10 protein-coding genes are annotated in these 14,107 nt (G+C 70.3%); 6 read left to right on the top strand and 4 right to left on the bottom strand.

What is annotated here, in order from left to right:
- Nucleotides 1-193 precede the first annotated feature (193 nt).
- Nucleotides 194-1,072, bottom strand: a complete 879-nt coding sequence (locus ABH926_RS15840) for a thioesterase II family protein (protein ID WP_370366318.1) — start codon at nt 1,070-1,072, stop codon at nt 194-196.
- Nucleotides 1,073-1,375: 303 nt separating this feature from the next.
- Here ABH926_RS15840 and ABH926_RS15835 point away from each other — a divergent pair, with 303 nt between their 5' ends.
- Nucleotides 1,376-2,161, top strand: a complete 786-nt coding sequence (locus tag ABH926_RS15835) for an ABC transporter ATP-binding protein (RefSeq protein WP_370366317.1) — start codon at nt 1,376-1,378, stop codon at nt 2,159-2,161.
- 3 nt (nt 2,162-2,164) lie between these two features.
- Nucleotides 2,165-3,529, top strand: coding sequence for an FtsX-like permease family protein (locus ABH926_RS15830; protein ID WP_370366316.1), 1,365 nt, complete (start codon nt 2,165-2,167; stop codon nt 3,527-3,529).
- Nucleotides 3,530-3,739: 210 nt separating this feature from the next.
- Here ABH926_RS15830 and ABH926_RS15825 read toward each other — a convergent pair whose 3' ends face one another.
- Nucleotides 3,740-5,314, bottom strand: coding sequence for an AMP-binding protein (locus tag ABH926_RS15825; RefSeq protein WP_370366315.1), 1,575 nt, complete (start codon nt 5,312-5,314; stop codon nt 3,740-3,742).
- A gap of 74 nt (nt 5,315-5,388) precedes the next feature.
- Here ABH926_RS15825 and ABH926_RS15820 point away from each other — a divergent pair, with 74 nt between their 5' ends.
- From ABH926_RS15820 to ABH926_RS15810, 3 genes are all read left to right on the top strand, one after another.
- Nucleotides 5,389-5,634 carry a phosphopantetheine-binding protein gene (locus ABH926_RS15820; RefSeq protein ID WP_370342646.1) on the top strand — a complete coding sequence of 82 codons (246 nt, stop codon included), beginning with the start codon at nt 5,389-5,391 and terminating at the stop codon, nt 5,632-5,634.
- A 437-nt stretch (nt 5,635-6,071) separates the two neighbouring features.
- Complete coding sequence (locus ABH926_RS15815; protein ID WP_370366314.1) at nt 6,072-6,950, top strand: metallophosphoesterase; 879 nt, start codon at nt 6,072-6,074, stop codon at nt 6,948-6,950.
- Nucleotides 6,947-7,597, top strand: coding sequence for a 4'-phosphopantetheinyl transferase (locus tag ABH926_RS15810; protein ID WP_370366313.1), 651 nt, complete (start codon nt 6,947-6,949; stop codon nt 7,595-7,597). Before ABH926_RS15815 ends, ABH926_RS15810 begins: the two co-directional genes overlap by 4 nt.
- A 99-nt stretch (nt 7,598-7,696) precedes the next feature.
- Here the strand turns inward: ABH926_RS15810 and ABH926_RS15805 are convergent, their stop codons facing one another.
- Entirely contained in the window at nt 7,697-12,064 is a 4,368-nt protein-coding gene (locus ABH926_RS15805; protein WP_370366312.1) for a discoidin domain-containing protein, read from the bottom strand.
- 238 nt (nt 12,065-12,302) lie between these two features.
- Here ABH926_RS15805 and ABH926_RS15800 point away from each other — a divergent pair, with 238 nt between their 5' ends.
- On the top strand, nt 12,303-12,449 hold the full coding sequence (locus ABH926_RS15800) for a hypothetical protein (protein ID WP_370366311.1): 147 nt from the start codon (nt 12,303-12,305) through the stop codon (nt 12,447-12,449).
- Between the two features lie 300 nt (nt 12,450-12,749).
- Here the strand turns inward: ABH926_RS15800 and ABH926_RS15795 are convergent, their stop codons facing one another.
- Entirely contained in the window at nt 12,750-14,048 is a 1,299-nt protein-coding gene (locus ABH926_RS15795; protein WP_370366310.1) for a serine/threonine-protein kinase, read from the bottom strand.
- Nucleotides 14,049-14,107 lie beyond the last annotated feature (59 nt).

Raw genomic sequence — 14,107 nt, 5'->3', positions numbered from 1 at the left:
CGGCGCGGGAAAACCTCTACGGAAATGCCGCGGGAATGACGCGGAAGGCAGCAGTGAACACGGAAAAGTCGGCCCGGCCGCTCGGGCCGGGCCGACTCGTCGTCGGGCTAGGGGTCCGCGGTGGTCCGCACGCAGCCCCGCGAGCCGCCGTCGTCGCCTCGGCGGTCGGCGGGGTGCGGGCCCCCGGTGCCTTCTAGGGGTGCTGCGCCCCGGCCGCCCACGCGCGCAGCCCGGCGCGCACCGACGCGATCACGCTGGGCGCCTGCTCGCTGAGGAAGAAGTGACCGCCGGGGAACTGCTCGACACGGCACTCCCCCGTGGTGTGCCGCTCCCAGGCCTGGGCCTCCTCCGCGGTGGTCATGTCGTCGCTGTCGCCGGTGAGCACGTGGATCGGGCAGCCGAGCACCGGGCCGTCGTCGGCCTGGTAGGTCTCCACCGCCTTGTAGTCCCCGCGCACCGCGGTGATGACCATGGGCAGCAGGTCCTCGTCCTCGAGGACCTCGTCCCCGGTGCCGCTGAGCTCCTTCAGGGCCTTGATGATGCCCTGGTCGTCGCGGCGGTGCACCGATTCCTCGCGCACGGTGGAGGGGGCCCGCCGGCCGGAGGCGAACAGCCCGAGCGGCGTGATGCCCTGGGCCTCCAGGCGCCGGGCCACTTCGTAGCCGACCATGGCGCCCATGCTGTGGCCGAACAGCGCCACCGGCCGGTCGCACCACGGCAGCAGCTCGGCGGTGACCAGGTCGGCCAGGGCGCGGATGTCGTCGATCACCGGTTCGGTGCGCCGGTCCTGCCGGCCCGGGTACTGCACGGCCAGCACGTCGACCTCGGGGGCCAGCGCCCTGGCGACGGGGAAGTAGTACGTCGCGGCGCCGCCGGCGTGCGGCAGGCACAGCAGGCGCACGGCGGCGTCCTCGGCGGGCTGGAAGCGGCGGATCCAGTCGCCGGTGGCGGCGCGGGCCCGGTTCTGGCCCTGGCTCTGGCTCTGGCCCTGGCTCTGAGCGTTCGCCGACTGAGCGTTCGCCGACTGAGCGTTCGTCGTCTGAGTACTCGTCGTCTGAGTGGTCGTCGTCATAGTGTCTCGAATGTCGCAGCCGGGCCCGGGCCCTTCAACCCCTATCGAATCCCGCCTCCACCAGGGGTGTCGGCACGGAGCACACGCTTGTTGCCGGCAGATCACCGCCGGCTCACGCCGCCGGCGGCCGGACCGCGGATCAGGGCCCTGTCGTGCAGGTCGCCGACCCTTCGGTCACCGATCCAGTCCGAAATGGTGGAGTTATGCCTACCATCGCCGGGGTGTTTCCACCCCTGACTCCCGGCGGGCTCCGCAGGATCCTCATATGGCAGGAAGGGCATCGCCAGGAGGAGAGAGCAGAAAATGATTCGAGGAAACACCCAGGTCCGGCAGGACGACGTGCTCCGGCTGGTCTCGGTGAGCAAGGTCTACGACAAGACCGGAGTGCCGGTCACCGCTTTGAAGAACGTGAACCTGTCCCTGGCCGCGGGCACGTTCACCGCGATCATGGGCCCCTCGGGCTCGGGCAAGAGCACGCTGCTGCAGTGCGCCTCCGGGCTGGACCAGCCGACCAGCGGCCAGGTGAGCATCGCCGGGCAGCCGATGGCGTTCGGCGACGAGACCGAGCTGACCAAGTTCCGCCGCGGCCGGATCGGCTTCGTGTTCCAGCAGTTCAATCTGCTGCCCTCCCTCACGGTGCAGCAGAACATCACCCTGCCGGCGCGGCTGGAGGGCAAGCGCGTGGACAAGGCCCGGATGGCCGCCGTGGTCTCGCGGGTGGGCCTGTCCGGCCGGCTCGGCCACCGGCCGGCCCAGCTGTCCGGCGGTGAGCAGCAGCGGGTGGCGATCGCCCGGGCGCTGGTCGCCAACCCCAAGATCCTGTTCGCCGACGAGCCGACCGGCGCGCTGGACACCCACCGGGCCGGCGAGGTGCTGAACCTGTTCGACCAGGCCGTGCGCGAGTTCGGGCAGACGGTGATCATGGTGACCCACGACCCGATCGCCGCCTCGCACGCCGACCTGGTGCTCTTCCTGGTCGACGGGCAGATCGTGGACGAGATGGCGCACCCGAACCCGGCCTCGGTGGCCGAGGAGATGGCCCGCCTCGGCGAGGAAGTCACCCGCCGTCACGCCGGATCGGAGTCCTGACCAGTGTTCCGCCTCGCTCTGAGCTCGCTGCGCTCGCGCAAGGGCTCCTTCGCCGCGACGTTCATCAACGTCTTCCTCGGCGCCGGCATCCTCATGGCCTTCTCCTCGCTGTTCGACACCGGCGCCGCCGCCGGGGTCTCCAAGCAGGACAAGAAGACCCTGACCACGATGTGCTTCGTGGTGGACGGCTGGGGGGTGCTGATCGTGGCCTTCGGGATCGCGGCCACCCTGAACCTCGTGGTGCGCCAGCGCGGCACCGAGATCGGCCTGCTGAAGTCGGCCGGCGCGGTCCCCGGCCAGATCACCCGCATGATCATGGGCGAGACCGCGGTGGTCGCGCTGCTGGGCGCGGTCCTGGCGCTGCCCGCCGGCTTCTTCGCCGGGCGCGCCGTGGTCGCCACCCTGGCCTCCACCCACCAGGTGACGCACGGCATCGCCTACCACTTCGGGCCGATGGCGCTGAGCATCGGCCTGGGCGACACGTTCCTGGCCGCCGCCGTCGCCGCCTACATCACCGGCCGCCGGGCCGCCACCGTCAGCACGCGGGAGGCCCTGGTCGCCGGCGCGGTCGAGACCTCGAAGATGAGCAAGAAGCGGATCGCCTTCGGCATCTTCTTCCTGCTGCTCGGCAGCGACTGCGGCGTCCTGGTCTCCACCGCGCTCAAGCACAAGGGATACCTGACGATGTCGCTGGCCGGCGAGGCGTGCATCCACGTCTCCATCGGCCTGGCACTGTTGTCCCCGCTGCTGCTGCGCCTGGTCCGGCTGCTGGTCGGCGGCCTGATCCGGGGCTTCGGCGGGGCCCCGGGCTACCTGGCCGACCTGAACATGCGGCAGCGCTCGAACCGGATGGCCGGGGTGCTGATGCCGATCATCCTGTTCGTCGGGATGGCCACCGGCTCGCTGTACATGCAGGTCATCGAGAACGACGCGGTGTCCTCCGGCCGGGAGGTGCGGACCCAGGACACGAAGAACGTGGAGACGCTGAACTTCGTCATCGTCGCCACGATCGCGGTCTTCGCCGCGGTGGTGCTGATCAACCTCGCGGTCACCTCGACGGTCTACCGCCGGCGCGAGTTCGGCCAGCAGCGGCTGGTCGGCAGCACGCCGGGGCAGGTCCGGCGGATGGTCCGGCTGGAGAGCGTGATCACGGTGATCACCGGCCTGCTGGCCGGGACCGTGGCGGCGCTGGCCTCGGTGGTGCCGTTCAGCATCGCCCGGGCGGACAAGGTGGTGCCGCACATCGGGCCCGCCATCTATCTGGGAGTGGTGGCCACGGTCATCGTCCTGACGTTCGCGGCGAACGGGGGCGCCACGCGCAAGGCACTGCGCGAGCCCGCGCTCGACGCTCTCGCGGCAGGGCGCTGATACGGGTCGCGACGGTTCGCGGCGATCAGCTTCGGGCCTGACGTCGCGACTATCGCACGGGCGCGGACAGCCCGGAGCACGGTGTCGGCCTTGGGTCGACACGGCGCTCCGGGCTTGTTGGTGCTTCAGGCTTGTTGGTGCTTCAGGCTTGTTGGTGCTCCGAGCTTCTTGGTGCTCCGGGCTTGTTGGTGGCTTGTGCTTGTCTCCTGATCAGAGATCGCGCTCGGCGGCGGCCAGGGCGGTGAGCGCCCCGCGGTCCACCTTCCGGTTGGGCGACAACGGGAACTGCTCGATCCGCGTGAACCGGCGCGGGATCGCACCGATCGGCAGTTGCTCGCGCAGCCCGCGGACCAGCTCGACCGCCGAATGCGGCTCGCCGGTGTAGTAGGCCACGAGCACGACGCCGCCGTCCGTCGGGGCGCCCACGACGACGGCGTCCTGGACCCCGCAGGCCCGCAGCGCGTGCTCGACCTCGGCCGGCTCGATCCGCCAGCCCTGCACCTGGATCTGGGAGTCCAGGCGGCCCAGGTACGCCAGATCAGTACCCGTAGTAACAGCCTCGCCGCCGGGGCCGATGCGGCGCGCGCGGTCGCCGGTGCGGTAGTAACGCAGGCCATTGCGTTCCAGGAACCGGCCGGGGCCGTCGGCGGGGTCCAGGTACCCGGTGGTCATCTGGGGACCGGCGATGCAGAGCTCTCCTTCCTCGGCGGCCGGGTTGCCGTCGGCGTCGAGCAGGAGGACGTCGTGGCCGGCGTGCACGGCGCCGATCGGGACCACGCCGTTGACCGCCACGCGCGGCGTCCGGGTGTCGGACCAGCGGTAGGCCGAGACGGTCACCGTGAGCTCGGTCGGGCCGTACAGGTTCTCCACGGTCGCCGCCGGTGCGGCCCGGCGCCAGTCCTCGACGTCCCGGCACGTGAGCGCCTCCCCGGCGAAGAAGCTCCAGCGCAGTCCGGGCATGGCGCCGGGGGCCAGGCCGCCGGTGCGGCGCACCAGGTCGATGGCGCTGGGGGTGGAGAACCAGACGGTCACGCCGCGCTCAGCCAGGAACTCCGGCAGCGCGCGGAAGGCCTGCGGCGGCACGGTCGTGAACTCCGCGCCCGCGCCCCAGGCACAGAAGAGGTCGAACACCGAGCAGTCGAAGTTCAGGTCGAAGACCTGGGAGAAGACGTCGGTCGGGGCGAAGTCGTAGCGCGCGTCCAGCAGTGAGAAGTAGTGCGCGAAGCCTCGGTGCGTCAGCCGCACCCCCTTGGGCCGGCCCGTCGATCCAGAGGTGAACAGGATGTAAGCCAAGTCCTCGGCGGCCACCGGCCGTGGCTCGGCGAGGGCCGCGGCCGGGTCCGCCTTCAGCGTGGCGAAGGGCAGGCCGTCGACCGGGGTCGCCGCGTCGTCCGGACCGACCACGAGCGCCGCCCGGCCCTGACCGCCGCAGACCTGTTCCAGGACCGGCAGCGCGCCCGCGTCGGCGATCACGACGTCGGCCTGCGCGGCCTCGGCCATCTGGGCCAGCCGGGCGGCCGGGAAGTCCGGGCGCAGGGGCACCACCGTGGCGCCGGCGTAGAGCGCGGCGAGGATCCCGGTGTAGGCCTCGGGGCCCTTGGCCGCCAGGACGCCCACCGCCTTCGCCTCCGCGGCCGCCAGCGCGCCGGCCCATATCAGAGCTCGTTCATGCAGCTGCCGGTAGGTCCAGGCCTGGTCTCCGTGGCGCAGCGCCGTCCGCTCCGGGGCCAGGGCCAGGCCGCGCTGGAAGCGGGCCGGAAGGGTTTGTTCTGTCGGGAATTCCATGTCCGCCTCCGAGGGCCGGGAATAGGGGTTCGCTTTCATCGACCGGAAAGGATGCCGTCGGTAAAGTCATCGCCATGTGGGATGAGCGATTCGAAGAATCCGTACGCCGCTATCTGCCATATCTGCCCGCCGACGAGGAACTGGCCGCCGACACCCCGCTGCGGGATTTCGGCCTGGACTCGCTGGCGACGGTGGAGCTGCTGTCCGCGCTGGAGGCCTCTTACGACGTCCGGTTCCAGGACGAGGCCCTGTCGCTGGCCACGTTCGAGACGCCCGAGGTGCTGTGGAAGACCCTGTCCCGGATCCGGGAGCAGGTGTAGCAGGCTGCGAAGACCGGCGTCGGCCCTGGTCGGCCGCGTCGGGTTCGCATGGCGACCACGCGGCCGCGTCCTGCCGGGACGCGGCCGCATCGCGTGCTCGCTCTTCGCCGTCGCAGCCGTCGCCGCCATCGCCGCCTCCCGGGCTCTCACGCGTCCTCCAGCCCATGTCTAGCCGCCACACCAAGGCCTGGACCAGCCCCTTAGGGGCACCCCAGAGCCCTGAGGGGGCCGGTGGAGGCCTTCGGCGACCCCGACGCGAACCCCTATCTCGCAGCGCCGGACATGCGCACAGGGGCTCGCGGATGCGACAGTGGTAGCGCTGCCGTGTCACGCTCCGCGATCCGCGCAGCCGAGCATTCTCCATTCCTCGCCTATTCGCCGGAGACCGAATGCGTGCGGTAGAAACGGAATCCCACGACCCGACGGCTATTCCGGCAATGGATGGCGCGCGTGTCTGGGCGGTGAGCGATCTCCATGTCGCGCACCCCGACAATCGGGCAATCGTGGAACGGCTGCGGCCTGTGCACCGGGACGACTGGCTGCTGGTCGCCGGCGATGTCGGCGAGATGTTCGAGGACGTCGTCGCGGCGCTGGAACTGCTGGCGGGCCGGTTCGCCAAGGTGATCTGGACGCCGGGCAACCACGAGCTGTGGACCCACCCGAAGGACCCGGTCACGCTGCGCGGCGAGCACCGCTACCTGGGCCTGGTCGAACGCTGCCGGGCGCTGGGCGTCGTGACCCCCGAGGACGGGTACCCGGTCTGGACCGGCGAGGGCGGGCCGGCGGTGATCGCCCCGCTGTTCGTGCTCTACGACTACACCTTCATGCCCCCCGGCGCCCGCGACACGGCCGAGGGCCTGGCCATCGCCGAGGCCGCCGGCATCGTCTGCACCGACCAGTACCTCCTGCACCCGGACCCGTATCCGAGCCGCGAGGACTGGTGCCGCACGCGCGTGGCGTACACCGAGCACCGGCTCGCCGATCTGGACCCCGCGGTACCGACCGTCCTGGTGAACCACTACCCGCTGGTCCGCACGCCCACCAGGATCCTGCGATACCCCGAGTTCGCGCAGTGGTGCGGCACCGAGGCCACCGCCGACTGGCACAAGCGGTTCAACGCCACGGACATGGTCTACGGGCACCTGCACATCCCGCGCCGCACGGTCTATGACAACGTGCGCTTCACCGAGGTCTCCCTGGGCTACCCGCGCGAGTGGAGCCAGCGCCCGCCGGTCGACCCGCTGCGCCAGATCCTGCCGACCCCGCCGCCCCAGCCGACCGCGCCGTCGACCTCAGGAGAGGCGGCGGGATCGTGATCGAGGAGATCCTGCCGGCCTCTGTGGTGTCGGTGGAGACCCGCACCGACATCGACGACCTGTTCCCGGAGGAGGCCGAACTGGTCGCCCGGGCCGTCGAGAAGCGCCGCCGGGAGTTCGCCACGGCCCGCTGGTGCGCCCGCAAAGCCCTGGCCGACCTGGGCCACGAAGCGGCCCCGATCCTGCGCGGCCCGAAGAACGAGCCCCTGTGGCCGGACGGCATCGTCGGCGCCCTGACCCACTGCGACGGCTACCGCGCCGCGGCGGTGGCACCCGCCACGGCCATAACCGGCCTGGGCATAGACGCCGAACCGCACGAGGAACTCCCGGCCGGCACGCTGAAGCTGATCGCCCGCCCGGAGGAGATCCCGGTGCTCGCGGACCTGGCCTCGCAGTACCCTGCGACGCACTGGGACAAGGTCCTCTTCAGTGCGAAGGAGTCGGTCTACAAGGCCTGGTACCCGCTGGCCCGCCGCTGGCTCGACTTCCAGGACGCGACCCTGCACTTCGACCCGCGGGCCCGGGCCTTCGAGGCCGAGCTGCACCAGCCCGGGCTCGTCGTCGGCGGCGTGGAGCTGCGGCGGCTGAGCGGGCGCTTCGCGGTCGGGGACGGGTTGGTGGTGACGGCGGTCGTCATCGAAGGCTGACAGCGACATCCGAACACCGATCGGGCCGCCTCCCCGCAGGGAGGCGGCCCGATCGGCCTATCGCCTATCGCCTATCGCCTAGCGCCTAGCGCCTAGCGCTTACGGATTCACGTTGATCGTCATCGTGCTGGTCGTGTTCTGGATGTTGACGTCGTTGTTGCTCTCCGTCAGACCGCTGAACGTGACCGTCCCGACGGCCGGCCCCTGCCCCGACTCCGGCAGCGGGTTCGCCCAGATGCCGAACCCGGACTTGCCGTTGCCGAACCCGTCGTTGTTGGCGTGGGCGCCGCTGATCGTCATGTTCGAGAACGTGGTGTCCGTGAACGGGTACTGCGCTGTGTTGTTCACGTAGTCCGTCTGGAACATGATCCCGGTGTACGTCGGATCGGTGATCGACCCGCCGCTCACCCTGATCCCCTGGAAGGGGTTCGTCGCCGAGAACGCCCAGATCGCTCCGAACGCCTGGTTGCCCCAGAAGTGGCCACCGTCTCGAGCCAGGGAGAAGTTCTGGATCGTGGTGGTCTGCGGGGCGGCTTCGAATCCTTCGAAGGGGAACCCGAAGTTCAGCGAGCTGATCGTCAGGCCGGGGTAGCACAGCGTGTCCGAGACGTTGAAGTTCTGGACCGTGTTGGCACCGCCGCCGTAGATCGCGACGCCCGCCGCCCGCCAGGGGGCGATGGCTGTCACGTTCTGGATGGTGTTGTTGATCTCCTTGCAGCCGCTGCAGCTGTCCTGGGCGGCGAACAGTGCGAAGCTGTCGTCGCCGGTGGTGCGGGCCTCGTCGTTGGAGATGAGGTTGTTCTGGCTGCCGTTGGTGAGGTTGATGCCGTCCGCGAGGGTGTCGCGGATGCGCATGTTGGTGAACGAGCTGTTCTGCACGGCCGTCAGGCCCCAGACGCCCACCACGTTGTGCTCGATCCAGATGTTGTCGATCGAGATGTTCGACACGCTGGTGAGCTGGAAGGTGTGGCCCGGGCCGTCCACGCGGGTGGTGTAGTTGCCGAACCACGCGAAGCCGCTGAACGACGAACCGCTGGCGGTGGACTGCACGTCCCAGCCGGTGTCCGTGTTCGTCTGGCCCTGCGGGGCGACGAACTGGGTGTACCACACGCCGGCGCCGACGATCTTGATCGCCTTGCCGTAGACGGTGAAGCGCCCGGTCAGCGCGTACTGGCCGGCCGGCAGGTAGACGCCGGTGTACTTGCCCGTCGTGTCCTGGCGGACGGTGTCGATGGCGTTCTGCACGTCCTGCTGGGCGAAGCCGGCCGGGACGAGCAGGTGGGCCGGGTCCGGGTTCGCGGTGGGCGCGGTCTGCTCCAGGTTCATGAAGTCGATCGCGTACTGCGAGGTGTTCCCGCTGTCCTTCTTCAACGTGAACACGGTGCCCGTCGGGTACGAGTTGGCCAGCAGGAAGCTGGACTCGTCGTAGATGTGCCGCGGCGAGCCGGCGCTCGGGGAGTCGCCGGGGCCGGTCTCGGCGCCGTAGAGCCACGCGTAGTGCGAGGTCAGGTTCAGCGGCTGGACCAGCGTGCCGTTCGCGTACAGGTCGAGGGTGGCGTTGATGCCGCCGCCGCCCGAGGCGTCCGGGAGTGAGTAGCGCAGGACGAACGTGTTCGTCGACTCCCGCGAGGTCCAGCTGACCGAGTCGCCGGTGTTGTCCAGCGTCACGGCCTTGCGCTGGGTCGCCTCACCGGCGATGTCGCCGATGGTGCGGTTCGGGCCGACGATCGCCGCCGAGCCGCCCAGGGTGCCGTCGGTGCTCTTGTAGCTGTCGTAGGGCATGTTCGCACCCTGACCCACGAACAGCGGGGTGTCGGTGGTCAGGTGCGGGACCTTGATCGGCAGTTCGTTCGGGTCGGTCGCGATCACCATGTGCGCGGTGTACTTGCCGTTGACGGCGTTCCACGTGCCCAGGGTCACCGGGGCCGCGGTGGCGCCGGCGGCGATCGTGCCGCTGATCGAGCCGGTCAGGGTGGCCACGGTCGAGTTGTTCTGGTCCAGCAGGGTGACCGTGATGCCGTGCGAGCCGCTGGTGGTGGCGATCGTGCCCTGGTTCTTCACCGAGGCGGTGAACGTCACCGTGTTGCCGTTCGACGGGTTCGGCGGCGTCCAGGACAGCGTGCCGACCAGGTCGGCGGACTGCACCGGGGCGACGACCAGGTTCGTCGGGTTGGTGTAGCTCTGGTTGGCCTGCGTCTCGAAGTTCTTCTTCGACTCGTCGACCTTGGTGGTGAGCTGGTAGGTGCCGGCGGTCAGGGTGCCGATCGGCGCCGAGACGGTCTGCGTGGCGCCGGGCGCGAGCGCGCCGACGGTCGTCGAGCCGACCTTGTTGGTGCCCAGGTAGAAGTTGACGTCGGTGGCGACCGAGGCCGCGGTGCCGGCGTTGCTGATGACCGCCGAGGCGGTGACGTTGTCGGTCTCCACCGGCGCGGACGGGGTCCAGGAGGAGCTGGTCGGCGTCAGGTCCGGGTTCGGCGCCGGGGTGCCGAAGACCTGGAACTCCGCGACCTGCCCGCCGGGGGCGCCGCTGTTGCTGGTGATGGACAGCTCGACGTCGGCGACGCGCGCGCTGACCGGGATGGTGACGGTGTTCTGGTTGCTGCTCGGGTCGAAGGAGTAGCTCTGCGCGGCCACGATGGTGCTGAAGGTGGTCGCGCTCTGCTCCCGGCCCAGGACCGCGATGGTCTGGGTGCGGGCCGACCAGGCCGCGGCCGGGTTCAGCTTCACCACGACCGAGGTGATGTCGGCGTTGGCGCCCAGGTGCTCGGTCAGCGTCGAGGGGTAGGACGAGCCCTCGAAGTACGTGGTCATATCACCGTCGTCGGCGTTCGCCGGGGCGTAGGTGAAGGTGTACGCCGAGCCGTCGATCGGCTTGTTCAGCCCGAGGTTGGTCTGGTTGCCGCCGGAGCCGGTGCGGGTCACGGTGTTGGACGCCGTGGACTCGTTGCCGGCCGCGTCGTGCGCCTCGACGTAGTAGGACACGGTCAGGGAGTCCGCGACCGAGTCGGTGTACGTCAGGGTGCTGCCGGAGACCGTGGCGACCTTCGCGTTGTTGCGGAAGACGTCATAGCCGGTCACGCCGACGTTGTCGGTGCTGGCCGCCCAGGTCAGCTTCACCTGGCCGGAGGCCGGCTGGGTGTAGGCGAGGTTGGTCGGCGCGGTGGGTGGCTGGGTGTCGCCGCCGGAGGCGCCGGTGCGGGTCACGCTGTTGCTGTTCGCCGACTGGTTGCCCGCCGCGTCGTGCGCGCGCACGAAGTAGGTGACGGTCTCGGTGGCCGGCGGGTTGTCGGTGTACGTCAGCGCGGTGGCCGGGACCGAGGTCAGCAGCGCGTTGTTGGCATACACGTCGTAGCCGGTGACGGCCACGTTGTCGGTGCTCGCACCCCAGGTCAGGGTGACCGCGCCGGAGGAGTTCTGGGTGTAGGCCAGGTTCGTCGGCGCGCTCGGCGGCGTGGTGTCGCCGCCGGAGGGGCCGTAGACCTCGAACTCGCCGATCTGGCCGGCCGGCCACCCGGTGTTCGCGGTGATGTTCAGCCGCACGTACCGCGTGGTGGTCGTGTTGAAGTTGATCGTCACGGTGTTGTTGTTCGCGTTCGGGTCGAACGTGTACCCGGCCGAGGCGACGATGTCGCTGAAGCTGGACCCGTCAGTGCTGCCCTGCACGGCCAGCGTCTGGGTCCGCGCGCCCCACGAGGTGGACGGCGGCAGCTTGAGCACCACCTGGTTGACCGACACCGAGGCGCCGAGGTCGACCTGCAGCCACTGCGGCAGGGCGTTGTCGGTGCTCTCCCAGTAGGTGGAGGCGTTGCCGTCGTTGGCGTTGGCCGGAACGTAGTTCTGGCTGTAGCCGCTGGCCGACATCGTCTTGCCGGACGCCAGGTTGTTCGAGGACACGGCGGCGCCGTAGACCTCGAACTCCGACAGCTGTCCGGCGCTCCAGCCGGTGTTCGCGGTGATGTTGACCCGCACGTACCGGGTGCTGGTCGCGCCGAAGCTGATCGTCACGGTATTGCTGTTCGCCGACGGGTCGAAGGTGTACCCGGTCGAGGCGACGATCGTGGAGAACGTGGAGTTGTCGGTGCTGCCCTGTACCGACAGGGTTTCGCTGCGCGCACCCCAGGAAGCCGGAAGCTTCAGCACGACCTGGTTCACCGACGTCGCGGCCCCCAGGTCGATCTGCGCCCACTGCGGGAACGAGCCGTTGGCGCTCTCCCAGTACGAGTTCTGATCGCCGTCGTTCAGGTTCGACCCGACGTAGGGCGAGTTCGAGCTGGAGACGGAGACCGCCTTGCCCAGCGCGAGGTTGCTGCCCGCGGCCTGTGCCGTGGCCTGTGCCGTAGTCAAGGGAATCAGCGGCAGCATGGGCAGCAGCGCGGCCAGCATGGCCGCCAGGACCAGGCCGATCGCGCCGCGGCGCCATCGTCGGGCCGGGGCCGGCGAGCCGGCCGTGAGTATTCCGTGACGCATCGACTTCCTCGGTTCGTGGGGCGGGAAGGGGGACACGTCAGAGTCCTGCGAGACATTTACCGACCGAGAATTCGATCTTTTCATGACTCTGACGCCTTCTTGCGTCGTGCCATGGGAAAGTTACAGAGAGGCTACCGACAGGTCAAGAGATCGCGACTCGTTGGTTCGACAGAGGGCTGTCGAGCTCATAAGGCCGGGCATGGTTGCGTCCGAAGCGGCAGACACCCGGTGTCCGAGCATGCCGAGCCCCTCCGAGCAGTTGCCCGATCTCGAACCGGAGCAGCGGGCGGCGCTGAGTGAGGTCGGGCGACAGTGGGGCGACGGCATCGACGATCCCCGGACCTGGCACGAAGCGCTGCCCGTCGATCCCTCGCTGGACGCCTAACCATCGGCTGTGCGGCCGGCCAACGCGCTTCGGCCGCTTCGTGCCGGTGGCCGTGCACATGCTGGCGATCCTCGTCCTGGCCGGCACCGCCGGGCTGCGGAACGCGCTGCCGATCGCCGGCGTGATCGCCGTGCTGATGCTCGCCGTCGGCGTCTCGTACCGCCAGACGATCCGCGCCTACCCCAACGGCGGCGGGTCCTACATCGTGGCCGGCGGCAACCTGGGCCGGATCCCGGGGCTGTTCGCGGCGGCCGGGCTGTTGGTCGACTACGTCCTGACCGTCGCGGTGAAGGGGGGCTCTCAGTCCCCGTCGCCCTTCTCGTTTCCCGGGCATTTGTGCTTGCCGTGCGGGTTCCCCGGCTGGCACTTCGCCGGGCCCGGTGCCGGTGCCTGCGCCGGTGCCTGCGCCGGCGACGACACCGGGGGCTTGGTCCGGGTCGCAGGCTTCTGCGACGGGGGCGATGAGGTGGTGCTGGCGGGAAGCGTCGTCGGGGCGGCGGCCGGGACCACAGCCGGGGCAGGGTTCTGCTGCGGTCCGGCCGCTCCGGCGCCCGGAGTCGTCGAGCTGGGACTGGTGGTGTCGGCCGACGCTCCCGCGGAGAGCCAGTCGGCGCCCACACCCACGACGGCGGCAGCGGTGAAGGCGGCCGCGCCGAGGACGGCCAGACTGCGGCGGGTCCGCCGAGATCCGACTCCGGCTCCGGCTCCAGCTCCAACAGCGGCACCGGCAGAGATGGCGGGGGCTAGGGCAAGGGCGGGGGCGGGGGCGGCGGCCAGCTCCATGGTCCCGTCGAACGGTGTGAAGCCGGGAAGCTCGTCCTCGCCGACATCCATCAGAGCTCTGACTTCATCGTCGGACGGACGCGCCGAGGGGACCCTGGCCGTCATCGCCCGCAGCACGTTCAGCCAGCCCGGGCCCAGCCGCGAGGGGATGCGCGGCGGCCGCAAGGCGTTGGCGGTGGCGCGTTCCAGCGGCGTGCCGTGGTACTCGCGCTCCCCGGTCAGCGCCTCCAGCAGCACCAGGCCCAGGGCGTAGACGTCCACCGCCGGCGTCAGCGGCAGCCCCTCGGCCTGCTCGGGCGCGAGGTAGCCGGCCGTGCCGACGATGCAGTCGGTGGCGGTCAGGGCCGGGCCGTCGGCGGCGCGCGCGAACCCGAAGTCGGCGAGGTAGGGCGTCCCGTCGTCGGCCAGGAGCACGTTGCTGGGCTTGACGTCGCGGTGCACGATGCCCTGCGCGTGGATGTGGGCCAGGGCACCGGCCAGCGCCCGGCCGATCCGCTTCACCTCGCGCGGGTCGAGCGGCCCGTCGGCCAGCAGCTTGGCCAGCGTCGTCCCGCGCACGAGCGGCATCACGATGAAGCGGCGGCCGTCGGCGCCGCGCCCGGAGTCGTACACGGGCAGCAGATGCGGATGCGCCAGCCGGGCCAGGATCCGGGCTTCCTCGTCGATCCGCTCCGACGTGCTGCCGCCGATGTCGATGTCGCGGAACACCTTCACGGCCACCTCGCGCCGCAACACGGTGTCATCGGCTACATAAACGCACGCAGTCGCCCCCTCCCCGATGAGTCGACCAAGAACGTAGCGCCCTTCCACGTCCATCAGCTGCTCCTCTCCGCCGCCCGCCCGGATACCGCGCTGCGGACCATCCAAACAACGGC

This window comes from Catenulispora sp. GP43, from assembly GCF_041260665.1.
In the GTDB taxonomy this organism is placed as follows: Bacteria; Actinomycetota; Actinomycetes; order Streptomycetales; family Catenulisporaceae; genus Catenulispora.
This window is presented reverse-complemented; position numbering and strand designations above follow the sequence as displayed.

Excerpts from the sequence above, each read along its gene's own strand:
- ABH926_RS15805 (WP_370366312.1), bottom strand. The coding sequence starts at position 12,064 with ATGCGTCACGGAATACTCACGGCCGGCTCGCCGGCCCCGGCCCGACGA.
- ABH926_RS15820 (WP_370342646.1), top strand. The coding sequence starts at position 5,389 with ATGTGGGATGAGCGATTCGAAGAATCCGTACGCCGCTATCTGCCATAT.
- ABH926_RS15795 (WP_370366310.1), bottom strand. The coding sequence starts at position 14,048 with ATGGACGTGGAAGGGCGCTACGTTCTTGGTCGACTCATCGGGGAGGGG.
- ABH926_RS15800 (WP_370366311.1), top strand. The coding sequence starts at position 12,303 with ATGCCGAGCCCCTCCGAGCAGTTGCCCGATCTCGAACCGGAGCAGCGG.
- ABH926_RS15840 (WP_370366318.1), bottom strand. The coding sequence starts at position 1,072 with ATGACGACGACCACTCAGACGACGAGTACTCAGACGACGAACGCTCAG.
- ABH926_RS15835 (WP_370366317.1), top strand. The coding sequence starts at position 1,376 with ATGATTCGAGGAAACACCCAGGTCCGGCAGGACGACGTGCTCCGGCTG.
- ABH926_RS15825 (WP_370366315.1), bottom strand. The coding sequence starts at position 5,314 with ATGGAATTCCCGACAGAACAAACCCTTCCGGCCCGCTTCCAGCGCGGC.
- ABH926_RS15815 (WP_370366314.1), top strand. The coding sequence starts at position 6,072 with ATGGATGGCGCGCGTGTCTGGGCGGTGAGCGATCTCCATGTCGCGCAC.